At 72.0% G+C, this 21,243-nt stretch carries 20 protein-coding genes; 10 read left to right on the forward strand and 10 right to left on the reverse strand.

The window, feature by feature from the left end:
- Positions 1 to 40: 40 nt before the first annotated feature.
- From ACH4TL_RS33750 to ACH4TL_RS33760, 3 genes are all read right to left on the reverse strand, one after another.
- Positions 41 to 316 carry a hypothetical protein gene (locus ACH4TL_RS33750; RefSeq protein WP_055552634.1) on the reverse strand — a complete coding sequence of 92 codons (276 nt, stop codon included), beginning with the start codon at positions 314 to 316 and terminating at the stop codon, positions 41 to 43.
- Between the two features lie 67 nt (positions 317 to 383).
- Positions 384 to 1,289 (reverse strand): DUF4429 domain-containing protein, encoded by a 906-nt coding sequence (locus ACH4TL_RS33755; RefSeq protein ID WP_398323894.1) that lies wholly within the window; start codon positions 1,287 to 1,289, stop codon positions 384 to 386.
- A 159-nt stretch (positions 1,290 to 1,448) separates the two neighbouring features.
- Positions 1,449 to 2,693 (reverse strand): RNA-guided endonuclease InsQ/TnpB family protein, encoded by a 1,245-nt coding sequence (locus tag ACH4TL_RS33760; RefSeq protein ID WP_398323892.1) that lies wholly within the window; start codon positions 2,691 to 2,693, stop codon positions 1,449 to 1,451.
- A gap of 179 nt (positions 2,694 to 2,872) precedes the next feature.
- Here ACH4TL_RS33760 and ACH4TL_RS33765 point away from each other — a divergent pair, with 179 nt between their 5' ends.
- Positions 2,873 to 4,516: a beta-N-acetylhexosaminidase gene (locus ACH4TL_RS33765; protein WP_398323890.1), complete on the forward strand. Its 1,644-nt coding sequence runs from the start codon at positions 2,873 to 2,875 to the stop codon at positions 4,514 to 4,516.
- Here ACH4TL_RS33765 and ACH4TL_RS33770 read toward each other — a convergent pair whose 3' ends face one another.
- Positions 4,517 to 4,696: an RICIN domain-containing protein gene (locus tag ACH4TL_RS33770; protein ID WP_398323888.1), complete on the reverse strand. Its 180-nt coding sequence runs from the start codon at positions 4,694 to 4,696 to the stop codon at positions 4,517 to 4,519.
- Between the two features lie 141 nt (positions 4,697 to 4,837).
- Here ACH4TL_RS33770 and ACH4TL_RS33775 point away from each other — a divergent pair, with 141 nt between their 5' ends.
- Positions 4,838 to 5,062 (forward strand): hypothetical protein, encoded by a 225-nt coding sequence (locus ACH4TL_RS33775; protein ID WP_398323886.1) that lies wholly within the window; start codon positions 4,838 to 4,840, stop codon positions 5,060 to 5,062.
- A 74-nt stretch (positions 5,063 to 5,136) separates the two neighbouring features.
- Here the strand turns inward: ACH4TL_RS33775 and ACH4TL_RS33780 are convergent, their stop codons facing one another.
- From ACH4TL_RS33780 to ACH4TL_RS33795, 4 genes are read right to left on the reverse strand one after another with little or no spacing between them, the layout of a single operon-like run.
- A complete protein-coding gene (locus ACH4TL_RS33780; protein ID WP_398323884.1) occupies positions 5,137 to 6,303 on the reverse strand; it encodes an acyl-CoA dehydrogenase family protein in 1,167 nt (388 codons plus the stop codon).
- A 3-nt stretch (positions 6,304 to 6,306) separates the two neighbouring features.
- The gene (locus ACH4TL_RS33785) at positions 6,307 to 7,239 is read right to left on the reverse strand and encodes a hydroxymethylglutaryl-CoA lyase (protein ID WP_398323882.1); all 933 of its coding nucleotides are present in this window, start codon (positions 7,237 to 7,239) and stop codon (positions 6,307 to 6,309) included.
- The gene (locus ACH4TL_RS33790; protein ID WP_398324062.1) at positions 7,239 to 9,329 is read right to left on the reverse strand and encodes an acetyl/propionyl/methylcrotonyl-CoA carboxylase subunit alpha; all 2,091 of its coding nucleotides are present in this window, start codon (positions 9,327 to 9,329) and stop codon (positions 7,239 to 7,241) included. Before ACH4TL_RS33790 ends, ACH4TL_RS33785 begins: the two co-directional genes overlap by 1 nt.
- A 31-nt stretch (positions 9,330 to 9,360) precedes the next feature.
- The gene (locus tag ACH4TL_RS33795; protein ID WP_398323880.1) at positions 9,361 to 11,013 is read right to left on the reverse strand and encodes a carboxyl transferase domain-containing protein; all 1,653 of its coding nucleotides are present in this window, start codon (positions 11,011 to 11,013) and stop codon (positions 9,361 to 9,363) included.
- 110 nt (positions 11,014 to 11,123) lie between these two features.
- Here ACH4TL_RS33795 and ACH4TL_RS33800 point away from each other — a divergent pair, with 110 nt between their 5' ends.
- The 3 genes from ACH4TL_RS33800 to ACH4TL_RS33810 all read left to right on the forward strand — a co-directional run bounded on the left by ACH4TL_RS33800 (position 11,124) and on the right by ACH4TL_RS33810 (position 13,916).
- On the forward strand, positions 11,124 to 11,747 hold the full coding sequence (locus tag ACH4TL_RS33800; protein ID WP_398323878.1) for a TetR/AcrR family transcriptional regulator: 624 nt from the start codon (positions 11,124 to 11,126) through the stop codon (positions 11,745 to 11,747).
- A gap of 52 nt (positions 11,748 to 11,799) precedes the next feature.
- Positions 11,800 to 12,957 carry an acyl-CoA dehydrogenase family protein gene (locus ACH4TL_RS33805; RefSeq protein ID WP_398323876.1) on the forward strand — a complete coding sequence of 386 codons (1,158 nt, stop codon included), beginning with the start codon at positions 11,800 to 11,802 and terminating at the stop codon, positions 12,955 to 12,957.
- A 65-nt stretch (positions 12,958 to 13,022) separates the two neighbouring features.
- The gene (locus ACH4TL_RS33810; RefSeq protein WP_398323874.1) at positions 13,023 to 13,916 is read left to right on the forward strand and encodes an acyl-CoA thioesterase; all 894 of its coding nucleotides are present in this window, start codon (positions 13,023 to 13,025) and stop codon (positions 13,914 to 13,916) included.
- An 84-nt stretch (positions 13,917 to 14,000) separates the two neighbouring features.
- On the opposite strand, the gene ACH4TL_RS33815 is transcribed toward ACH4TL_RS33810, so the two are convergent.
- Entirely contained in the window at positions 14,001 to 14,810 is an 810-nt protein-coding gene (locus ACH4TL_RS33815) for a phosphatase (protein ID WP_398323872.1), read from the reverse strand.
- 233 nt (positions 14,811 to 15,043) lie between these two features.
- Between ACH4TL_RS33815 and speB the strand changes: the two genes are divergently transcribed.
- Positions 15,044 to 16,030 (forward strand): agmatinase, encoded by a 987-nt coding sequence (gene speB / locus ACH4TL_RS33820; RefSeq protein WP_398323869.1) that lies wholly within the window; start codon positions 15,044 to 15,046, stop codon positions 16,028 to 16,030.
- A 21-nt stretch (positions 16,031 to 16,051) separates the two neighbouring features.
- On the opposite strand, the gene ACH4TL_RS33825 is transcribed toward speB, so the two are convergent.
- Positions 16,052 to 16,723 (reverse strand): M15 family metallopeptidase, encoded by a 672-nt coding sequence (locus ACH4TL_RS33825; protein ID WP_398323868.1) that lies wholly within the window; start codon positions 16,721 to 16,723, stop codon positions 16,052 to 16,054.
- Positions 16,724 to 16,947: 224 nt separating this feature from the next.
- Between ACH4TL_RS33825 and ACH4TL_RS33830 the strand changes: the two genes are divergently transcribed.
- The 4 genes from ACH4TL_RS33830 to ACH4TL_RS33845 are packed head-to-tail and all read left to right on the forward strand — an operon-like array spanning position 16,948 to position 21,139.
- Positions 16,948 to 17,892 (forward strand): alpha/beta hydrolase, encoded by a 945-nt coding sequence (locus ACH4TL_RS33830; protein WP_398323865.1) that lies wholly within the window; start codon positions 16,948 to 16,950, stop codon positions 17,890 to 17,892.
- The gene (locus ACH4TL_RS33835; RefSeq protein ID WP_398323863.1) at positions 17,885 to 19,072 is read left to right on the forward strand and encodes an acyltransferase; all 1,188 of its coding nucleotides are present in this window, start codon (positions 17,885 to 17,887) and stop codon (positions 19,070 to 19,072) included. The genes ACH4TL_RS33830 and ACH4TL_RS33835 overlap by 8 nt, the downstream gene beginning before the upstream one ends.
- A gap of 10 nt (positions 19,073 to 19,082) precedes the next feature.
- On the forward strand, positions 19,083 to 20,465 hold the full coding sequence (locus tag ACH4TL_RS33840; protein ID WP_398323860.1) for a sensor histidine kinase: 1,383 nt from the start codon (positions 19,083 to 19,085) through the stop codon (positions 20,463 to 20,465).
- Positions 20,462 to 21,139 carry a response regulator gene (locus ACH4TL_RS33845; RefSeq protein ID WP_398323857.1) on the forward strand — a complete coding sequence of 226 codons (678 nt, stop codon included), beginning with the start codon at positions 20,462 to 20,464 and terminating at the stop codon, positions 21,137 to 21,139. The genes ACH4TL_RS33840 and ACH4TL_RS33845 overlap by 4 nt, the downstream gene beginning before the upstream one ends.
- Positions 21,140 to 21,243 lie beyond the last annotated feature (104 nt).

Genomic DNA, 21,243 nt, shown 5'->3' on the forward strand with positions numbered 1-21,243 from the left:
CGATTGAATCGATCATGAATGCTCCCCGACTTCGGCGGCGTCAGCCGTAGACGATGCGGCGCAGCTGGCGCAGCGAGAGTTCGGGCGGTGCCACCGCGCGGTACGGCAGCTCGGCCGTGATCCGCTCGAAGATGTCCGCGTTGGTCAGCCCGCCGGACTGAAGCTCGCGGTGGCGTCGCCGGACGAACTCCTCGGTCGTCTCGTCGAAGTACGCCAGTACGTCCAGCACCACCCGGGCCGCCTCGCCGCGGCTGAGCGGCGTGCTGCGGACCAGGTGGTCGATAAGGTCATCGTGGGACATACGGCGATCGAGCATCCGTAGATACTGCGGTTCCTCGGGGTGTTTCGCAAGATTCCTGCCCGATATCGGGCAGGCTTGGGTCTCAATGGCGAGAAAACCGACGGAGTACGGCCTGTTTGGCGAGGGTGAACTCCTCGTCGGTGAGGACCCCGCTCCGGTGAAGATCGCCGAGTTCGCGCAGCCGTCGCAGCAGGGCGTCGTGATCCGCGTCACCGTCGTCCTCGTCCTTGGCGAGCGCGACGGGGGCGGCGTCCGGGGCCGGGGGCGCGTCGGCGGGCTCCGCGGGGGCGAACGGATGCGGCAGCCGGGCGACGACGGCGGCGGCGACCAGCGCCATCAGCGGATCCTTCCGGAAGCCGTACAGGACGACGGCATGCGGGTCGTACTTGGGCGCGGCCGTCGCCGTCGCCTGGGACACGGTGAAGCGGAGGAAGCCGTTCTCCAGCCCGGCGGACGGAAACCACTCCACCGCCGCCAGATCCGCCAGCGGGATGGTGCGGGGGCCGCCGGACTTCTTCGACTCCTCCGTCTTCCAGTTCCATTCCAGCCGGATCTGCTCACCGTCGAAGGACGCGGTGGCGTCACCCGCCGTCGCCGACAGTGGCACCGGCGGACCGGGCAGCAGATAGCGGTCGGACGGGCCGGACGGCACCTGGTCGAGCAGCAGGGCCTGCCGGATCTCGTCGACCAGATACTCGGCGACACCGGTGCGGTCCGCCTCGACCGACAGCTGATACGGATCGGCCGCGTCCGGCAGCTTGCCGCCCGTGGCCTGCGCCAACGGATCGGCGCCCGGGCGCAACCGCAGCCGCAGCCGACCGGACTTGCGCCCCGGTTCGTACGCGACGCCCGCCAGCGCCTCCAGGGGCACGGTCAGTTCGCCGAGCGCCTGCCGCACCAGGTGCACGCCCTTGTCCCGCCCGGGGACGATCCGTACCGACTCACCGTCAAAGGTCCACGCACCATCGCGCTGGGTGATTTCCGCCATGAGATGGATTCTGGCAGGCACATAGCGACACATTGGTCTACACCTTGACCCCAACTGGGCGCCGCGGTACGCAAGATGTCGCGGTATCCACGATGCGGACGCCTCGTTGAAGGGAACCCCTTTGACTGCTCTCCCGGCTGAGGGCGGGTGATTTCTGGCTCAGGCTGCCTTCCGGACCGGCGGTCCGGGAGGTCTTACGCCCTCGACACCAGCCGGGTTCAGACCAGCCCGGATGAGCTTCACGCGGGCGGAGTTCTTGTCCCTGGGGGACACGGCTCCGAACGCGAGGCAGGTGTAGGTACGTTCTGAGAGAGGTAGTGCGTGCTTGGTTCTCGCTCCGCACGATGCGCAGTCCGTGGTGGTGTGCGCAGGGTGCACCAGCCGGATGTCCCGCTGGTGCTTGCGGCCCATCTCGATCAGGGCTGCCTTCGTGGCGCCGATGTCGGCGTCCGCTGCCTTACGCGCCATCGACGTCCTGGCCAGGAACTTCGGGCGGAAGTCCTCCACCGCCACCGCGTCATGGTCACGGACCACCTTCTTGGCCCTTCCCCAAGCTCTCGGCTTCGCTCGAGCAGGGGAGACCCCATCGCGAGCGGTGCCCTGCCGCTGCCGGGCGATCTTCTTGTACAGCTTCGCCGCCTGCCGCTTGGCGGCGCGGTAGCCGTTCGACTGGGGCTTGCCCTTCGGCGAGCGGCGGCGGGCCATCATCCGCTGGTAGCGGCCCAGCTTGGCCATGGCCATTTGGCCGTACTGGGCATGGGGAAGGTCGTGGGCGTCGGATGTGGTGGTGGCGGTCTCCTTCACGGCCCAGTCCACGCCCAGCGCGCGGCCAGTTCCGGGAAGAGGCTCGGCCTGGGCGGGGACGACGAACGACGCGTACCAATGGCCGACGTTGTTCCGGTAGACGCGCACGCTGGACGGGTCGGCTGGGAGCTCGCGCGACCACACGACTGTCACCACGATGCCGCCCGCCAGGTGCAGGCGTCCTTCTTTCAGTCGGAAGCCGCGCCGGGTGTAGTTCAGGGTCGGGGCGGTGTCCCGCTTCTTCTTCCAGCGGGGCATCCCCGCCCGCCGGTGCATGGGGAGCCGGTCTTTGATGTCTCTCAGCGCTTTCGCGCGGGACTTGCCGAAGTCTCGGATGAGCTGCTGCTGGGGAACCGAGGAGCCCTTGCGGAGCCAGGGTGTGACGCGGCGGGCTTTGGTCAGCATCTTGTCGAGCGCGGCCGGTCCGCACTTCTCCCCGCCCTGGTGGGCCCTCTTCGGACGGGCCACGCACTCGTTCCACACCCATCGGCACCGGTCCCACTCCGCCTCAAGCGCCACACGGGCACCGGCAGACACGCGAAGCCGGTAGGTCCACCGGGCATGCCCAGTGTCCTCGCTGGTCTTCACTTCCGCAGTCACGATCGCCAATCTAAACGGGAGGTACGACAGTTGAGAGTTCCCGGCTTGTGCGGCATGCCCCGGCATCTTGCACGGTGGACGCCGCATCGCCCTAACGGCGATGCGGCCACCTCGGCCCTGCTCCGCAGGAGTCTGATTCCTCCCCGGCCTGAAGGCCAGGGCATCCTAGGGGGAACCAGGTGAGACGACGCCGTGCTCGACTGCTGTGCTCCCTGCTGCTGACCGTGGCGGCGGGGGCGGGGACCGCCGCCACGGCCTCGCCGCCCTCCGCTGCCGCCTCCGGGCCCGGCGCCGCTGCGGCCGTGCCGGTGCCGCTGGACCGGGTCGTGCCCGCGCCCGCCTCCGTACGGCCCGGCAAGAGCCCGTACACGATCCGCCCGACGACCCCGATCCGGGTGGAGCCCGGCTCCCGAGCCGCGCGCACGGCGGGCGACTATCTGGCGGGCGTGCTGCGCCCAGCCACCGGCTACCGGCTGCCGGTCACCGCGCGCGGGGGTGGCGACGGCATCCGGCTGAGGATCGTGCGGGACGTCAAACGGTCAGGCGCGAAGGGAACCGTCGCGAAGGGGCTCGGCGCGGAGGGCTACCGGCTGGTGGTGACCCGGCGCGCCGTCACCATCAGCGCCCGTACGTCCGCCGGGTTCTTCCACGGCATCCAGACGCTGCGGCAGCTGCTGCCCGCGTCCGTCGAACGCACCACCCGGCAGTCCGGCCCCTGGCGGATCTCCGGCGGCACCATCACCGATGTGCCGCGCTATGCCTGGCGGGGCGCGATGCTCGACGTCTCCCGGCACTTCTTCACCGTCGACCAGGTCAAGGCGTACGTCGACCAGCTCGCCCTCTACAAGATCAACAAGCTGCATCTCCACCTCTCCGACGACCAGGGCTGGCGGATCGCCATCGATTCCTGGCCCCGGCTGGCGACGTACGGCGGCTCCACCCAGGTCGGCGGCGGGCCCGGCGGCTTCTACACCAAGGCGGACTACCGGGAGATCGTGCGGTACGCAGCCTCCCGCCACCTCACCGTCGTCCCCGAGATCGACATGCCCGGCCACACCAACGCCGCGCTCGCCTCCTACGCCGACCTCAACTGCGACGGCGTCGCCCCGCCCCTCTACACCGGTACCGAGGTCGGCTTCAGCTCGCTGTGCGTGCCCAAGGAGGTGACGTACGACTTCGCGGACGACGTCATCCGCGAACTCGCCGCCCTCACCCCCGGCCGTTTCCTCCACATCGGCGGCGACGAGGCGCACTCCACCAGCCACGACGACTACGTGGCCTTCATGGACCGGGTCCAGCCGATCGTCGCCGAGTACGGCAAGACCGTGGTCGGCTGGCACCAGCTGACCGGCGCGCGCCCCGCGAAGGGCGCGGTCGCCCAGTACTGGGGGACCAACGGCAGCGAGAAGGAGGTCGCCGACGCCGCCAAGAACGGCACCCGGCTCATCCTCTCGCCCGCCAACCGCGCCTACCTGGACATGAAGTACGACCCGAGCACCCCGCTGGGGCTCAGCTGGGCCGGATACGTCGAGGCGAAGCAGTCCTACGACTGGGACCCGGGCAGCTACATCGCCGGCGCCCCGCCGTCCTCGGTCCTCGGCGTGGAGGCCCCACTGTGGTCGGAGACCCTCTCCACCAGCGCCCACATCGAGTACATGGCCTTCCCGCGCCTCCCCGGCATCGCCGAACTCGGCTGGTCGCCCCGGTCCACGCACGACTGGGACGACTACCGAGTGCGCCTCGCCGCCCAGGCGCCCCGCTGGGACGCCCTGGGCATCGACTACTACCGCTCCCCGCAGATCCCCTGGCCCGCCGAAGAGTGATCAGTTACCGGTGACGGTGGGAATCGCCGTCGGCGCCCGGACCGGATCGAACCGGAAGATCTGGCCCGTGTCGTCGGCGGTGCAGGACAGTTGGAGCACCGGATCCCCTTTCCGGGTCGACCCACCGGGCACCGAAACGCACTGGCCCGAGTGCACCGCCTTGATCCGGTAGCCGCGCACCGGCGTGGCGAGGTCAGCCCCGATCTTTCTCTGAGCTCCCGCAGCAGCGCGACGAATTCAGCGGCATTCCGCGCCCTCTCGGGTGACGCGGGAACTCTCGCCGCGACCGGGGTGACCTCCACGGCGGCAGCCGCCCCTTCGGTGACCGGAACCACTCAGGCCACCTCGTTCGTGGGTTGTGCGTCGCTCTACAGCAACAAGCCGGGCCGGGCGCAGATCAAGAACATCTGCAACAAGCGGATCAACGCCACCGTATCCGTGGACTGGGCCTGGGACCTTGACTGCATCGCGATCAACCCTGGGCGCATTCTCTCCGTCTCCTGGGACTCGACCCAGGGCAAGGCGGATTACGCCTACGAATGCTGATTCCGCGCGGCTGACGGCTGAGGGAGGGGAGACAGCGGGGGTGTCTCCCCTCCCTCAGCCCCGCCCCGGGAGGCTCAGCTCGCGAAACCCAGCTCCCGGGCGATCAGCATCCGCTGCACCTCACTCGTCCCCTCCCCGATTTCCAGAATCTTGGAGTCCCGCCACATCCGGGCCACCGGATATTCGTTCATGAAGCCGTATCCGCCGTGGATCTGGGTCGCCTCGCGGGCGTTGGTGACCGCGCTCTCCGAGGAATACAGCTTCGCGATCGACGCCTCCTTCTTGAACGGCTCGCCGCGCACCAGGCGGGAGGCCGCGTCGCGCCAGGCGACGCGGGCCATATGGGCGCGGGCTTCCATGTCGGCGAGCTTGAACTGGATGGCCTGGTTGGCGCCGATCGGGCGGCCGAAGGCCTCGCGGGTCTTGGCGTAGGACACCGACTCGTCCACGCAGCCCTGGGCGAGCCCGGTGGCCAGCGCGGAGATGGCGATGCGGCCCTCGTCGAGGATGCGGAGGAACTGGGCGTAGCCGCGGCCCAGATCGCCCAGCAGGTTCACGGCCGGGACGCGGCAGTCGGCGAAGGACAGCTCGCGGGTGTCCGAGGCGTTCCAGCCGACCTTGGAGTAGGGGGCGGCGACGCTGAGGCCGGGAGTGCCGGACGGCACGATGATGGAGGAGATCTTGGGGCGGCCGTCCTCGGTGCGGTCGGTGACGGCGGTGACGGTGACCAGGGCGGTGATGTCCGTACCGGAGTTGGTGATGAAGCACTTGGTGCCGTTGATCACCCACTCGCCGGTCGTCTCGTCCAGCCGGGCCGTGGTGCGGGTGGCGCCCGCGTCGGAGCCGCCGCCCGGCTCGGTCAGGCCGAAGGCGCCCAAGGTCTCCCCGGAGCACAGCCCGGGCAGCCACTGGCGCTTCTGCTCCTCCGTGCCGTAGAGGAAGATCGGCATTGCGCCGAGCGAGACCCCGGCCTCCAGGGTGATCGCGACGGAGGAGTCCACCCGGGCCAGCTCCTCCAGGGCCAGGCACAGCGCGAAGTAGTCGCCGCCCATGCCGCCGTACTCCTCAGGGAAGGGCAGCCCGAACAACCCCATCCGGCCCATCTCCCGGATGATCTCGTAAGGGAACTCATGGTGCTCCCAGTACTCCCCGATCTTCGGGGCGACCACATCGTGCGCGAACGCCTCGACGGTGCGGCGCAGTTCCTCGTGCTCGGGGGAGAGACGATGGTCGATCGCCATGACTCACATCTCCTTCTGGGAGAGGGCGCGGACGGTGCGGGACGGGCTGGGTCGGCCCAGGTGCCGGGCCATCCACACGCTGGTGGCGGTGAGACGGCGGATGTCGACCCCGGTCTCGATGCCGAGGCCGTCGAGCATCCAGACGAGGTCTTCGGTGGCGAGGTTTCCGGTGGCGCTCTTCGCGTACGGACAGCCGCCCAGGCCGCCGGCGGAGGCGTCGACGGTGGTCACGCCGTATTCGAGGGCGGCGAGGGTGTTGGCGAGGGCCTGGCCGTAGGTGTCGTGGAAGTGGACGGCCAGCCGGTCGGCGGGGATGCCCGCCTCGCCCAGCGTGGCCAGCAGCTCCTGCACATGGCCGGGGGTGGCCACGCCGATGGTGTCGCCGAGGCTCACCTCGTCGCATCCCATGTCGATCAGGCGGCGGCTGACCGAGACGGTCTGCGAGATCGGAACCGGGCCCTCCCAGGGGTCGCCGAAGCACATCGACAGATAGCCGCGCACGGTCACGCCCGCCTCGCGCGCCGCGGTGACGACCGGCTCGAACATCGCCAGCGCCTCGTCCACCGTGCGGTTGAGGTTGGCCTTGGCGAACGACTCGGTCGCGCTGGCGAAGACGGCGATCTCGCGCGCCCCGAGCGCGAGCGCGCGCTCCAGGCCGCGCTGGTTGGGCACCAGCACCGGGAGCCGGGCGCGCACATCGTCGATCAGCGGCATCAGCTCCTCGGCGTCGGCCAGTTGGGGCACCCACTCCGGGCGCACGAAGCTGGTGGCCTCGACGGTGGTCAGCCCCGCGTCCGCCAGCCGCCGGATGAACTCGGCCTTCACGGCGACCGGCACGAGCGCCTTCTCGTTCTGGAGGCCGTCCCGCGGCCCCACCTCATGGATGCGCACCCGGGCGGGCAGCCCGGGGGCCGGGAAGGTCATGGGGAGGGTCATCACTCACGCTCCTCGGTCTCGCGCGGGGCGACCACCGCCAGCAGCTGATCCATGGCGACCGTGCTGCCGGGGGTCACCTCGAGGTCGGTGACGGTCCCGTCGTGCGGGGCGGAGATCAGGTGCTCCATCTTCATCGCCTCGACCACCAACAGGCCCTGGCCCGCGGTGACCTCGTCTCCGACGGCCGCCTTCACGACGGTGACGGTGCCGGGCATGGGAGCCGTCAGCTCCCCGGCGTGCGCCGCGGCCGCCCCGCCGCGCAGCGCCTCCTCGATGGGGTCATGCCCCACCACGCGCCAGGCGTCACCGCTCTGCCCCAGCCAGTGGCTCGCGCCGTCGACGACATGCCGGAAGTGGTGGGTGACCCCGTCGAGGTCCAGCAGCACGGTGCGGTTGTCCACCACGGTGAGCCGCGCCCGAGTGCCGTCCGGCGCCGCCGCGCGGTCGTCGTCCGCGTACTCGATCAGGACCCGTGCCTCCTGGGCCCGGCCGCGGACCCGGACCGTCACCGGGTCGTGGCCGGGAATCCGCAGCCGGTGGACCGTCCAGGCGGGCTCGCCGCCGATCCGCCACCCGGTGGGCACGGAGAACGGATCGACCCAGACATCCGCACCGGAGCCGCTGCCCCCCGCGCCATCGCCCCGCGAGGCACGCGGCTCCAGCGCCGCCTGGCGCAGCAGCGCGGCTGCCACGTAGACCTCGTCGGGGATCGTGGACGGGATCAGCGAGGCCGCCGCGCGGTCGACCAGGCCGGTGTCCAGATCGCCCGAGGCGACCTCCGGGTGGGCGGCCAGGCGGCGGAGGAAGCCGGTGTTGGTGTCGACGCCGAGGACGGTCAGGGAGCCGAGGGCGGCGCGCAGCCGCCGCAACGCCGTGGGGCGGTCCGGGCCGTGGGCGATGACCTTGGCGAGCATCGGGTCGTACACCGTGCCGACTTCGGTGCCGGTGCTCAGCCCGGAGTCGACGCGCACCCCTTCGCCCTCGGGCTCGTCGAGGGCGAGCACCGGTCCGGCCGAGGGGAGGAAGTCCACCCGGCCGTCGACCGCCACGCGGGCGGTCTCGGCGCAGATACGGGCCTCCACGGCATGGCCGCCGAAGGAGATGCCGTCCTGCCCGCAGGGCAGCGGCTCACCCGCGGCGACCCGCAGCTGCCACTCCACCAGATCGAGCCCGGTGATGAACTCGGTGACGGGGTGCTCGACCTGGAGGCGGGTGTTCATCTCCATGAAGCAGTACGCGGACGGGTCGGCGCCCGGGACGATGAACTCCACCGTGCCCGCGCCCACATAGCCGCACGACCGCGCTGCCTGCACCGCGGCCTCGCCCATCAGCGCCCGGGTGGCCTCGTCAAGCAGTGGGCTGGGCGCCTCCTCGATGATCTTCTGATGGCGGCGCTGGAGCGAGCATTCGCGCTCGCCGAGGTGGATCACCTGGCCGTGGCCGTCCGCCAGCACCTGGATCTCGATGTGACGCGGCCGGTCGATCCAGCGCTCGACCAGCAGCGTGTCATCGCCGAACGCGCCGCGCGCCTCGCGCCGGGCGGCGGCGATCTCGTCGGCGAGCAGCGCCTCGTCCCGCACCAGCCGCATGCCCTTGCCGCCGCCGCCCGCGGACGGCTTGAGCAGCACGGGCGTGCCGATCTCCCGGGCGGCGTCGATCAGCTGATCGTCGCTGAGTCCGCTGCCGGAGGAGCCCGGCACCACCGGCACCCCGGCCGCGCGCACCGTCTCCTTGGCGCGGATCTTGTCGCCCATCAGCTCGATCGCCCCGGCCGGAGGACCGATGAAGACGAGCCCGCCGTCGGCGCAGGCGCGGGCGAACGCCGCGTTTTCCGCGAGGAAGCCATAGCCGGGGTGGACCGCCTGGGCGCCGGTGCGGGAGGCCGCCTCCAGGAGCCGCTCGATCGACAGATAGCTCTCCGCGGCGGCCGCCGGGCCGATCCGCACGGCCGTGTCCGCCTCCCGGACGTGCCGGGCGTCCGCGTCGGCATCGCTGTACACGGCGACCGAGCGGACGCCGAGCCGCCGCAGTGTGCGGATGACGCGGACCGCGATCTCCCCGCGGTTGGCCACCAGGACCGTGTCGAACATCGCATGCGCCGCACTCATCGGGTGCATCCCCTCACATCCGGAAGACGCCGTAGCCGGGCGCCGCGGGTTCCTTGGCCGTGCGGTCGGGCAGCGGGGCGCTCGCGCACGCGGTGAGGGCGAGGCCGAGCACCGTACGGGTCTCCAGCGGGTCGATCACCCCGTCGTCCCACAGCCGCGCCGTGGCGTAGTAGGCGCTGCCCTGGGTCTCGTACTGCTCGCGGACCGGCGCCCGGAACGCCTCCTCGTCCTCCGTGCTCCACTTCTCGCCGCGCGCCTCCAACTGGTCGCGCTTGACGGTCGCGAGGACGGAGGCGGCCTGCTCGCCGCCCATCACCGAGATCTTGGCGTTGGGCCACATCCACAGGAAGCGCGGCGAATACGCCCGGCCGCACATCGAGTAGTTGCCCGCGCCGTACGAGCCGCCGATGACGACCGTCAGCTTGGGGACGCGGGTGCAGGCGACGGCGGTGACCATCTTGGCGCCGTGCTTGGCGATGCCGCCCGCCTCATAGCTGCGGCCGACCATGAACCCCGAGATGTTCTGGAGGAAGACCAGCGGGATGCCGCGCTGATCGCACAGCTCGATGAAGTGGGCGCCCTTCTGGGCCGATTCGGAGAACAGGATGCCGTTGTTGGCGACGATGCCCACCGGATGGCCCATGATCCGGGCGAAGCCGGTGACCAGCGTCGTCCCGAACTCGGCCTTGAACTCGGCGAACCGCGAGCCGTCCACCACCCGCGCGATCACCTCGCGCACGTCGTACGGCGTGCGGGAGTCGACCGGGACCGCCCCGTACATCCCCGCGGGGTCGACGGCGGGCTCCTCGGAGGGCGTCAGCGGCCAGGGCGGCGCGCCCTGCTGGGCCGGGGAGGGCGGCAGGGTGGAGACGATCGTACGGACGATGCGCAGCGCGTGGGCGTCGTCCTCGGCGAGGTGGTCGGTGACGCCCGAGACCCGGGAGTGGACCTCGCCGCCGCCCAGCTCCTCCGCGGTGACGACCTCGCCGGTGGCCGCCTTCACCAGCGGCGGCCCGCCCAGGAAGATCGTGCCCTGGCCGCGCACGATGACGGCCTCGTCGCTCATCGCCGGGACATAGGCCCCACCCGCCGTACAGGACCCGAGCACCGCCGCGACCTGCGGAATCCCGGCGCCGGACATCCGGGCCTGGTTGTAGAAGATCCGCCCGAAGTGGTCGCGGTCCGGGAAGACCTCGTCCTGCATGGGGAGGAAGGCGCCGCCGGAGTCGACCAGATAGACGCACGGCAGCCGGTTCTCCAGCGCGACCTCCTGGGCGCGCAGGTGCTTCTTCACCGTCATCGGGTAGTACGTGCCGCCCTTGACCGTGGCGTCATTGGCGATGACGACCACCTCACGGCCCGCGACCCGCCCGATCCCGGCGATCACCCCCGCCGCCGGGGCCTGGCCCTCGTACAGCCCGTCGGCGGCGAGCGGCGCCAGCTCCAGGAACGGCGAGCCCGGGTCCAGCAGCGTGTCCACCCGGTCGCGCGGCAGCAGCTTGCCGCGCGCGGTGTGCCGGGCCCGCGCCTTCTCGCCGCCGCCCAGCCGGGCCGCGGCCAGCTTCTCGCGCAGCCGCGCGGCCAGCTCGCGGTGCGCGGCCTCATTGGCCTGCCAGGCGTCGGATCCCGGGTCGGCGCCGCTTCGCAGCACCGGTGCCTGCTCCATCGCTTCGGGCCCCCTCGACTCGCGTGTGCTCACCGACCGCCGGTTAGTGGTCGTTAACTTGATACCCACCAGGTTAACGACCACTAACCCCGCTGTCTAGAATTGCTTCCATGAGCACGCAAGCCCCTGCACCGACCCGCCGCGAACAGATCCTCAAGGAGGCGGCCCGGCTCTTCGCCGAGCGCGGCTTCCACGGCGTCGGCGTCGACGAGATAGGCGCGGCGGTCGGCATCAGCGGCCCCGGGCTCTACCGTCACTTCGCCGGGAAGGAGGCGATGCTGGCCGAGCTGCTGGTCGGCATCAGCGGCCGCCTGCTGACGGGCGGCAAGCGGCGCACCGAGGACGCGGCGGCCGCCGGGGACGCCCCGGCGGCGGTGCTGGACTCGCTCATCGAGGGCCACATCGACTTCGCCCTGGACGACCGCCCGCTGATCATCCTCCACGACCGCGAGCTGGACCGGCTCCGGGACACCGACCGCAAGCTGGTGCGCTCGCTCCAGCGGCAGTACGTGGAGCTGTGGGTCGAGGTCGTGCGGCAGGTCTATCCGGGGCTCGCCGAGACCGCGGCCCGGGCCTGTGTCCATGCCGTGTTCGGGCTGCTCAACTCCACCCCGCACCTGGGCCGCCCCGGCGCACTCCCCGGCCGCGCGGCCACCGCCGCCCTGCTGCGCCGCCTGGCCCTCGGCGCCTTCGGCGCGGCCCATGATGCGGACGGCTCTGGACAGGCTCAGTGACCGGGCGGTAACTTCGGCTGAGCAAGCGCTTAGCCAGAGGGAGGCCGCAGAGATGCGTCGCACGGTGTTCAACGAGGATCACGAGGCGTTCCGGGAGACCATCCGCGACTTCATCGCCGCCGAGGTCGTGCCGTACTACGAGGAGTGGCGGGAGGCCGGTCAGGCTCCCCGCGACTTCTACAAGAAGCTCGGTGAGCTGGGCATCTTCGGCATCGAGGTCCCCGAGGAGTACGGCGGCGCCGGCGAGACCAGCTTCAAGTTCAACGCGATCATCACCGAGGAGTGCGCCCGCGCCGGGGTCAGCTTCGGCGGCAGCGGCGTCCACACCGCGCTCTGCCTCCCGTACATCCTCAAGTACGCCAACGAGGAGCAGAAGCGGCGCTGGCTGCCCTCCTTCGTCTCGGGCGACATGATGACCGCCATCGCCATGACCGAGCCGGGCACCGGCTCGGACCTGGCGGGCATGAAGACCACCGCGAAGCTGTCCGAGGACGGCACGCACTACGTCCTCAACGGCGCCAAGACCTTCATCACCGGCGGCGTGCTCGCCGACCGCGTCCTGGTCTGCGCCCGCACCGCCCCCGCCACCCCCGAGGACCGCCGCGCGGGCATATCCATCCTGGTGGTGGACACCAAGAGCGAGGGCTACGCGGTCGGCCGCAAGCTGGAGAAGCTGGGGCTGAAGACCTCCGACACCGCCGAGCTCTCGTTCACCGACGTCAAGGTGCCGGTGGAGGACCTGCTCGGCGAGGAGGGCAAGGCATTCGGCTACCTCGCGCACAACCTGCCGCAGGAGCGCCTGGGCATCGCCGTGAGCGCCTATGCGCAGTCCGCCGCGGCGGTCGAGTTCGCCAAGGCCTACGTCCGGGACCGCGAGGTCTTCGGCAAGAGCGTGGCGTCCTTCCAGAACACCAAGTTCACGCTGGCCGACTGCAAGGCCGAGGTGGACGCGATGCAGGCGGTCGTCGACCGGGCGCTCGACGCGCACGACGCCGGTGAGCTGACCGCCGCCGACGCCGCCTCGGCGAAGCTGTTCACCACCGAGCGCGCGGCCGTCGTCATCGACAAGTGCCTCCAGCTGCACGGCGGCTACGGCTACATGATGGAGTACCCCATCGCCCGGCTGTACACGGACACCCGCGTCACCCGCATCTACGGCGGGACCAGCGAGGTCATGCGGTCCATCGTCGCCAAGTCGATGGGGCTGTGACGGTCGCCATGCGCACGCTCACCGGCAACGGCGCCGCAACACAGGTCTGCAAGACTGCTTGAACCATGAATGACGCACTACAGAGCCTGCTCGATCTGCTCGACCTGGAGCGGATCGAGGAGGACATGTTCCGCGGCACCAGCGATGCCGCACCCCTCGTGCCGCGGGTCTTCGGCGGCCAGGTGGCCGCCCAGGCCCTGGTCGCCGCGGGCCGCACGGTCCCGGACGACCGTCCGCCGCACTCGCTGCACGCCTACTTCCTGCGGCCGGGCGACCCCGGCGCGCCGATCGTCTACACGGTCGACCGGATCCGCGACGGCTTCTCCTTCACGACGCGCCGCGTGGTCGCCGTCCAGCACGGGAAGCCGATCTTCCACCTCTCCGCCTCCTTCCAGGCGGACGAGGAGGGGCTCGAGCACCAGGAGCCGATGCCGGATGTGCCGGATCCGCTCTCGCTGCCCACCGCCGAGGAGCTGCTGCCCCGGTACGAGCACCTGTTCGCCGGGCCGGGAGTGGTCGACCGGATGCTCCAGGCACGGGCCGCCGTCGACCTGCGGTACGTGGACGCCCCGCCGTACGGCAGCGTCGGACAGCCCCGGCAGCCGAAGTCGCAGGTTTGGTTCCGGACCGACGGCAAACTGGACGGCGTCGCCGACGATCCGCTGCTGCACGTCTGCCTGGCCACCTATGTGTCCGACATGACGCTGCTGGACTCGGTGCTCCTCGCCCACGGACGCGGCGGCTGGGCGGTCGGGGACATCGTCGGCGCCAGCCTCGACCACGCCATGTGGTTCCACCGGCCGTTCCGGGTGGACGACTGGCTGCTGTACGACCAGGAGAGCCCGTCCTCGTCCGGCGGCCGCGGCCTCGCCAAGGGCCGGATCTTCACCGCGGACGGGCGGCTGGCCGTCTCGGTGATCCAGGAAGGGGTCATGCGGGTCCCGCGCCCGAAGAAGTGATCCCCGGGGGCGGCGTGCGCGTCCTTGTCCGACGCGCGCCCCGGGGCGATGCGCGCCCCGGGCGTCGCCCTGGGGCGCGCGGCGTCAGAACTGGGCCGTCAGCCCCGCCGCGTCCAGCAAGTAGGCCGTCATCGGCGCGTAGAACCGCGGATTGGTGACGTGGTCGTCCAGCGGGACCACCGCCTGGAGCGTCCCCTCCGCCTCACCGAGGAACAGCGCCGGGTCGTTGCAGTCGGCGTACCCCACCGCGTCGATGCCGCGCTGCCCCGCGCACCCCGCCCAGCCGTGGTCGGCGACCACCAGGTCCGGCAGCGGCCGCCCTTCCCGGGCCAGCCCGTCCAGGATGGCCGCCATGGGGGCGGGGGAGTGGGTGTGCCACAGCGTGGCGCCGCGCTCCAGCATGGCCACGTCGCAGAACTGGAAGACGTACCCCTCGTCCGCGTGCAGTCCGCCCGGGATCTCGACGATCTCGCACCCCGCCGCGTGCAGCGCCGACGCCGTGGCGCTGTGCACCTCCAGCAGCCCGCCCGGATGGCCGGTGGCGAACAGCACCCGCCGCTGCCCCTCGGCCGCCTTCCGCAGCACCGACGCCATCCGGTCCAGCGCGCCGACCGTCAGCTCCGGGTCGATCGTGTCCTGCCCGGTGCGGTGCTCCGGATCGTCGACCACCCCGCACCGCTCCGCCATGACGGCCAGCACGTCCTGTTCGTCCACCCAGCGGTCGTCCAGTTCCAGCCCCAGCCAGTAGTGGCGGTCGCCGTTCGCGAGCTTGCGGTAGTGGGAGAGGTTGTTCTCGCGGGGAGTCGCGACGTCACCCGCGATGCGCGTACGGACGAGATGGTCGATCAGCTCGGCACGGCTGGGCACGGTACTGGGTATCGGCATGTGGCCCATTGTCGCCCCTGTGCCGGGCAAATGGGCGGCATTGCTCGCTGTACGGACGTGACGCGGACGTGACGCGGCCATGGCGAGACCATGCGTGCGGCCGTGACGCGGCCATGGCGAGGCGCTGGGGCCGGGGCAGCGCCGGGCCCGTCGCGCCAATGGCCGCGGTGTCCAAATCGCCCGGGCCGGGTGCTGGGGAACGTACATGTGACGGAACGGCCGCTCTCCCTACGCTCGCTTTCATGACCGCAGCAGACCGTGACCCCACCGCACCCCCCGTCGGCCCCGTCGACTCGTCCCGCGTCCCGCGCTACGCCGGTCCCGCCACCTTCGCCCGGCTGCCGCGCGTCGATCAGATCGGTGGCGCCGCGGACGTCGCCGTGGTCGGCGTGCCCTTCGACACCGGCGTCTCCTACCGTCCCGGCGCCCGCTTCGGCGGCAACGCCATCCGCGAGGCGTCCCGGCTGCTGCGCCCTTACAACCCGGCGCAGGACGCCTCGCCCTTCGCGCTCGCCCAGGTCGCCGACGCCGGGGACATCGCCGCGAACCCGTTCAACATCAACGAGGCGGTGGAGACGGTCCAGGCCGCCGCCGACGACCTCCTCGACGGCGGCTCCCGGCTCATGACCCTCGGCGGCGACCACACCATCGCCCTCCCGCTGCTGCGGTCCGTCGCGCGCAAGCACGGCCCGGTGGCCCTGCTGCACTTCGACGCCCACCTGGACACCTGGGACACCTACTTCGGCGCCGAGTACACCCACGGCACGCCCTTCCGGCGCGCCGTCGAGGAGGGCATCCTCGACACCGCCGCCCTCTCCCACGTCGGCACCCGCGGCCCGCTGTACGGCAAGCAGGACCTGGACGACGACGCGAAGATGGGCTTCGGCATCGTCACCTCCGCCGATGTCATGCGGCGCGGCGTGGACGAGATCACCGACCAGCTGCGGCAGCGCATCGGCGACCGCCCGCTCTACATCTCCATCGACATCGACGTCCTGGATCCGGCCCACGCCCCCGGCACCGGCACTCCCGAGGCGGGCGGCCTGACCTCCCGCGAGCTGCTGGAGATCCTGCGCGGCCTGGCGGGCTGCCACCTGGTCTCCGCCGATGTGGTCGAGGTCGCCCCGGCGTACGACCACGCGGAGATCACCGCGGTGGCGGCCTCCCACACGGCGTACGAACTGACGACGATCATGGCCCGCCAGATCGCGCAGTCGCGCACCGCCTGAGCCCTCTTCCGACCCTGCTCTTCAGGGCGTCTCCGGGATCTCCGGGAGGTCCCGCGGGCCGTACAGGGCCGCCGGGGCGCCGGTGTGGAGGGCCCAGTAGCGGTCGCCGTAGGACCAGTGCCACCACTCGGTGGGGTAGTTCACCAGCCCGGCCGAGGTCAGCGCCGCGCCCAGCGCGTCCCGGTGGGCGCGGGCCGCGGCGGGGATGTTCACCGCCTCCGTGAAGCAGGCGCGGGCGCTCTCCTCCGGGGTCGCGTCCCAGGCGGTGCCCATGTCCAGCTCGCGCCCGTCCGCGCCGGCGAGGGTCAGGTCGACGGCGGCGCCGGCGCTGTGCGGGGCGAGTTCGGGCGGCGATACGTAGCGGCTCGCCGCCGTCCGGATCTCCCCGTCCGACCAGGTGGGGTGCGCGGTGCGCAGCCGGGCGGAGTGTCGCTCGAAGTAGTGCCGCTGGAGCTCCGGCGGCCGGTAGCCCTCGATGAACAGCAGCCGCAGCCCCGGCGGCAGGGCCGACTGCGCCGCCAGCAGCCGCTCCAGCAGACCCTGCCGCAGGTAGGCGTAGGCCCCGGCGGGGTCCGCCGCCCGGCCGTCGACCAGCAGCTCCGGTGCGCGGCGTACGTCCGTCAGCGGCTCCCCGCACTCCCTGACCGGCACGGCCGCGACCCTCGGATCGGACATCAAGGTGATTTCGCGCATGGGGTGATCGTCGCAGCTTCACCCCGCGGCGCGGTGGGGCCGCGCGGCCTGGGACCGTGCGTGGCGGGTGCGCGCCGTGAGGCCGCGCGCCCTGAGGGGGCGTCCCCGTCGTACCCGTAATACCTGAGAGCTACCCGGCCAGTGCACTCCCTGGAGTGACGCCAACTACCCGGCCCGCTCCCTACCTTCCCTGTGTACGACATCCGGCATGGAAGGGGACAGGGATGGCATCCCGTGTGCGCGGCCGCATGCGCCGCACTCTGCTCGGTGTGCTCGTCGCCGCCTCGGTGGCCGTGCCGGTGGCGGGGGCCGCGCGGCCCGCGGGGGTGCCCGCGCCCGCGCCGTCGGCGCTGCCTCCGCTGATTGCCGCGACGCCCGCCGCCCTCGACGCGCGGTACGCGGCCCGCCGCGCGGACATACGGGCCGCCGAGCGGATGGCCGCCGATCACGGGGACCGGCGGCGGGCGGCCGCGCTGCGGGAGATGGCGGGCCCGGCGCGGCAGTTCCTCTCCTTCGACGGGCGGGACGGGGGCCGTTCCGTCGAGGTCTTCGGGGATCTGTCGCGCGCCACGCGGGTCGCCGTCCTGGTGCCGGGGTCGGACACCAGCCTCGACAGGTACGGGCGCCTGCGCGCCGGGGCCGTCGCGCTGGAGCACCAACTCGGGCGGCAGGGCGCCGTCGTCGCCTGGCTCGGGTACGAGACGCCGGGCACGGTCAGCCCCGCGGTGCTGACGGCGGGCCGGGCCGACCGGGCGGCGCCCCGGCTCGCCTCCTTCGTCGGGGAGTTGGCCGACGCCGCGCCCCGGGCCCGGATCTCGCTGCTCTGCCACTCCTACGGCTCCCTGGTCTGCGCCCGGGCCGCGTCCGGGACGGCGGTCGCGGACATCGTCCTGTACGGGAGCCCCGGCGCCGGGGCCGACAGTGTCGGCCAGTTGCACACCCGTGCCGCCGTCTGGGCGGGCCGGGGCACCCATGACTGGATAGCCGATGTCCCGCATGTGCGGATTCCGCTGCTGGTCACCACCGTCGGGCTGGGCACCGACCCCGTCTCGAAGGGGTTCGGCGCCCGGAGGTTCGACGCGGGTGACGGCGGCCACAGCGACTACCTCAAGCCCGGCTCCGTCAGCCTGCGGAGCCTGGCCCGGATCGTGGGGGACGGGCATGCGTGAGCTGATCCGGCGCGTCGACGCCGCCACCCCGCCCGAGCGCGACCGCGCCGTGGACGCGCTGCGCGCGTTCGCCATCCTCGGCGTGGTGTTCGGACACTGGCTGGTGACCGCCCTCGTCGCCGACAGCGGCACGGTGCGGGCCGCGAGCCCGCTGCAATACCAGCCCCATCTGGTCCCGCTCTCCTGGGCGTTGCAGACCCTCGCGGTCTTTTTCCTGGTGGGTGGGCAGATGAGCGCGCGCAGCCACGCGTCCGCCCGAGCCCGGGGCGTGACGTACCGGCAGTGGCTGGGTGCCCGGCTGGCCCGGCTGTTCCGGCCGGTCGCCGCGGTGCTGGCGGTGTGGAGCCTGGCGGCGGGGGCGATGCTGGCCTCCGGGGTGGGCCTGACGACCCTGCACACCCTGCTCAAACTGGTGCTGTCACCGCTGTGGTTCCTGCTGGTCTTCGCGGCGCTCACGGCGGCGACCCCGCTGGTGGCGCGGTTGCATCCGCTGTGGCCGCTCGCCGTCGTCATCTATGTCGACCTGTACCGCTTCGGCTTCGGCGGGCCCGCCTGGGCCGGCTGGATCAACCTCGCTGCGGGCTGGCTGGTCCCGTACTGCCTGGGCGCGGCCTGGGCGCGCGGGGGCTTGCGGGGGCGCATGACCGGCTGGGTGCTGCTGCTCGGGGGCGGGGTGATCACGGCCGGTCTCGTCCTCTTCGGGGGCTACCCGGCGGCCATGGTCGGCGTGCCCGGCGCCGCGATATCCAACCTCAACCCGCCCACTCTGGCCGCCGTCACCTTCGGCCTGGCCCAGTGCGGTGCGGCGCTGCTCCTGCTCGGCCCGCTGCGACGGGCGTTGGCGCGGCCCGCGCTCTGGGCGGCGGTGGCGCTGCTGAACGCCTCCGCGATGACCGTGTTCCTGTGGCACCAGACCGCCATGATGGCGGTCACCTCGACCACCCTCCGTCTGACCGGCCCGCTGCCCGGCCTGCACACCGTGCCCGACGACCCGGCCTGGCTGGCGGCCCGACTGGCCTGGCTGCCGGTGTTCGCTGCGGCACTGCTGATATGCCGGGCGGCGTTCGGTACGTACGAGCACGGCAGGCCGCGCAAGGACGGCCGGGTGGTGCGCGAAGGGCGCCCGCGCGGGGCGTTGGGGGAGGCGTGGAAGGGAGCGGGAGTGGTGCGGCGTGGATAGCATCCCGTCCATGAGGGGGCGGCGGCTGGCGGTGAAGGGGGCGCGAGGGCTGCGGGCCGTTCCAGGCATCCTGCGCGAGGACTTGTGGACGACGGCGGCCGATCCGCTGCCCCGCCGAGCCGGACCGAGCTGGCTGGACTGGCTGCCCGCGTTCGCGCTCCCGGTGGTGCTGGGCGCGGTGGTGTTGTTCATCGCGTGCATCGACAAGTACCCGGAGCTGTACGGGGTCGGCGCGAGCCTTGGCGTCCTGCTCGCCGCGCTCCAGTCCCTGGCGCTCGCCATGGCGCTGTTCCGGCCGGTCCCGGCCTGGTGGGCGATCACGGCCGTGGCGGTGGTGCTCGCGTGGTCCGCGCGGTCCGGGACCGTCCCCGAGGCGACGTTCCCCTGGTCCGGCGAGGGGCTGACGGTGGAGGCGCTGGTGCTGTTCCTGGTGGCGCTGCGCACCCGCCCCCGGATCGCGGCCGAGGTGCTGGTGATCAGCCTGCTGGTGTGCCTGGTCTCCCGCCTGTTCATCGGCCCGGTGCCCGTCCCAGGGTCCGGCCCGGGCCTGGTCGTCTCGGTCCTGGTGACCGCCGTGGTGGTCGGCACCGCGCTGCGCGGCCGCCGGGTGGCCCGGGCACGGTTGGTGGAGCAGGAGGAGATCACCGCCGGGGAGCGGGCTCGCCGCACCCTGCTCGAGGAGCGCAACCGCATAGCCCGGGAGCTGCACGACGTGGTCGCGCACCACATGTCGGTGATCTCCATTCAGGCGCAGGTCGCCCCGCATCTGGCGGAGAACCCCTCCGACGAGTTGAAGGAAAATCTCGCGGGCATCCGCCGGAGCGCGGTCGAGGCGCTGACCGAACTGCGCCGGGTGCTGGGCGTGTTGCGCTCCGAGGACGCCCTCGCCGATGGTGTACGGCACGCCCCGCAGCCAACCCTCGACCGGCTGGAGGAGCTGGTGGGCACGGTGCGGAGCACCGGGACCGAGGTGGCCGTGGAGATCACCGGCGAGCGGCGGCCCTTGCCGCCGGGCATCGAGTTGTCGGCGTTCCGCATCGTTCAGGAGGCGCTGAGCAACGTGCTGCGGCACGCACCGGGGGCTGAGGTGCGGGTGGAGATCGGGTACCACCCGGACGGGCTCACCGTCTGGGTCGTCAACACCGCCCCGGACCGCCCCGTCCCGCTCTCGGCGGGTGCCGGGCACGGGCTGCTCGGGATGCGTGAGCGCGTCGCGATGCTCCGGGGTGAGCTGGCCACCGGCCCGATGCCGGGCGGCGGTTACGAGGTGGCCGCCGTGCTGCCCATGCGCGACACCGCGTCACCCGCACGACCCGCACGACCCGCACCACCCGCATCATCCGTGCCGCCCGTCTCCACCGGGCCGACCGAGACCGCCGAGGACACCGCATGACGACGAGCATCCGCGTTCTGATCGCCGACGATCAGAGCATGGTCCGCCAGGGCTTCACGGTGTTGCTGAACGCCGAACCCGGCATCGAGGTCGTCGGCCAGGCCGTGGACGGTGAGGAGGCCATCGCCCAGGTCGCCGCGCTCGCCCCCGATGTCGTCCTGATGGACATCCGCATGCCCGGGCTCGGCGGCATCGAGGCCACCCGTCGGCTCACCGAACCGGGCGGCGCCACCGTCAAGGTCCTCGTCCTCACCACCTTCGACCTCGACGAGTACGTGTACGAGGCGCTGCGCGCCGGCGCGTCCGGCTTTCTGCTGAAGGACGCGTCGGCCGAGGAACTGGCCCATGCGGTGCGGGTGGTGGCGGCCGGGGACGCGCTGCTCGCCCCGAACATCACCAAGCGCCTCATCACGGAGTTCTCCCGGGTGACCGGCGCCGTCCCGCGCGCTCCCCTCAAGGAGCGTGTCGGCGATCTGACGGAGCGCGAGACGGAGGTGCTGGCCCTGATCGCGCAGGGCCTGTCGAATGCGGAGATCGCCGCCCGGCTGGTGGTGGCCGAGCAGACCGTGAAGACCCATGTCGGCCGGATCCTGACCAAGTTGAGCCTGCGCGACCGCACTCAGGCCGCAGTCTTCGCTTACGAGACGGGGCTGGTGCGCCCCACCGCGTTCTGACCCATGAACGCATGTTCACTTAGTGAAGGCGTCGCGCCATCCATTGACCTGTTGTGTTCACCTCTTTATCGTCGCTGCGACCGTCACCGGCGAACCACGACGGA

Origin of the sequence: Streptomyces sp. NPDC021115 (assembly GCF_044333065.1) — a bacterium.
In the GTDB taxonomy this organism is placed as follows: domain Bacteria; phylum Actinomycetota; class Actinomycetes; order Streptomycetales; family Streptomycetaceae; genus Streptomyces.

Excerpts from the sequence above, each read along its gene's own strand:
- ACH4TL_RS33815 (WP_398323872.1), bottom strand. The coding sequence starts at position 14,810 with ATGGGCCACATGCCGATACCCAGTACCGTGCCCAGCCGTGCCGAGCTG.
- ACH4TL_RS33805 (WP_398323876.1), top strand. The coding sequence starts at position 11,800 with ATGCGTCGCACGGTGTTCAACGAGGATCACGAGGCGTTCCGGGAGACC.
- ACH4TL_RS33795 (WP_398323880.1), bottom strand. The coding sequence starts at position 11,013 with ATGGAGCAGGCACCGGTGCTGCGAAGCGGCGCCGACCCGGGATCCGAC.
- ACH4TL_RS33835 (WP_398323863.1), top strand. The coding sequence starts at position 17,885 with ATGCGTGAGCTGATCCGGCGCGTCGACGCCGCCACCCCGCCCGAGCGC.
- ACH4TL_RS33750 (WP_055552634.1), bottom strand. The coding sequence starts at position 316 with ATGCTCGATCGCCGTATGTCCCACGATGACCTTATCGACCACCTGGTC.
- ACH4TL_RS33800 (WP_398323878.1), top strand. The coding sequence starts at position 11,124 with ATGAGCACGCAAGCCCCTGCACCGACCCGCCGCGAACAGATCCTCAAG.
- ACH4TL_RS33780 (WP_398323884.1), bottom strand. The coding sequence starts at position 6,303 with ATGGCGATCGACCATCGTCTCTCCCCCGAGCACGAGGAACTGCGCCGC.
- speB (WP_398323869.1), top strand. The coding sequence starts at position 15,044 with ATGACCGCAGCAGACCGTGACCCCACCGCACCCCCCGTCGGCCCCGTC.
- ACH4TL_RS33785 (WP_398323882.1), bottom strand. The coding sequence starts at position 7,239 with ATGACCCTCCCCATGACCTTCCCGGCCCCCGGGCTGCCCGCCCGGGTG.
- ACH4TL_RS33810 (WP_398323874.1), top strand. The coding sequence starts at position 13,023 with ATGAATGACGCACTACAGAGCCTGCTCGATCTGCTCGACCTGGAGCGG.
- ACH4TL_RS33845 (WP_398323857.1), top strand. The coding sequence starts at position 20,462 with ATGACGACGAGCATCCGCGTTCTGATCGCCGACGATCAGAGCATGGTC.
- ACH4TL_RS33840 (WP_398323860.1), top strand. The coding sequence starts at position 19,083 with ATGAGGGGGCGGCGGCTGGCGGTGAAGGGGGCGCGAGGGCTGCGGGCC.
- ACH4TL_RS33825 (WP_398323868.1), bottom strand. The coding sequence starts at position 16,723 with ATGCGCGAAATCACCTTGATGTCCGATCCGAGGGTCGCGGCCGTGCCG.
- ACH4TL_RS33790 (WP_398324062.1), bottom strand. The coding sequence starts at position 9,329 with ATGTTCGACACGGTCCTGGTGGCCAACCGCGGGGAGATCGCGGTCCGC.
- ACH4TL_RS33755 (WP_398323894.1), bottom strand. The coding sequence starts at position 1,289 with ATGGCGGAAATCACCCAGCGCGATGGTGCGTGGACCTTTGACGGTGAG.
- ACH4TL_RS33830 (WP_398323865.1), top strand. The coding sequence starts at position 16,948 with ATGGCATCCCGTGTGCGCGGCCGCATGCGCCGCACTCTGCTCGGTGTG.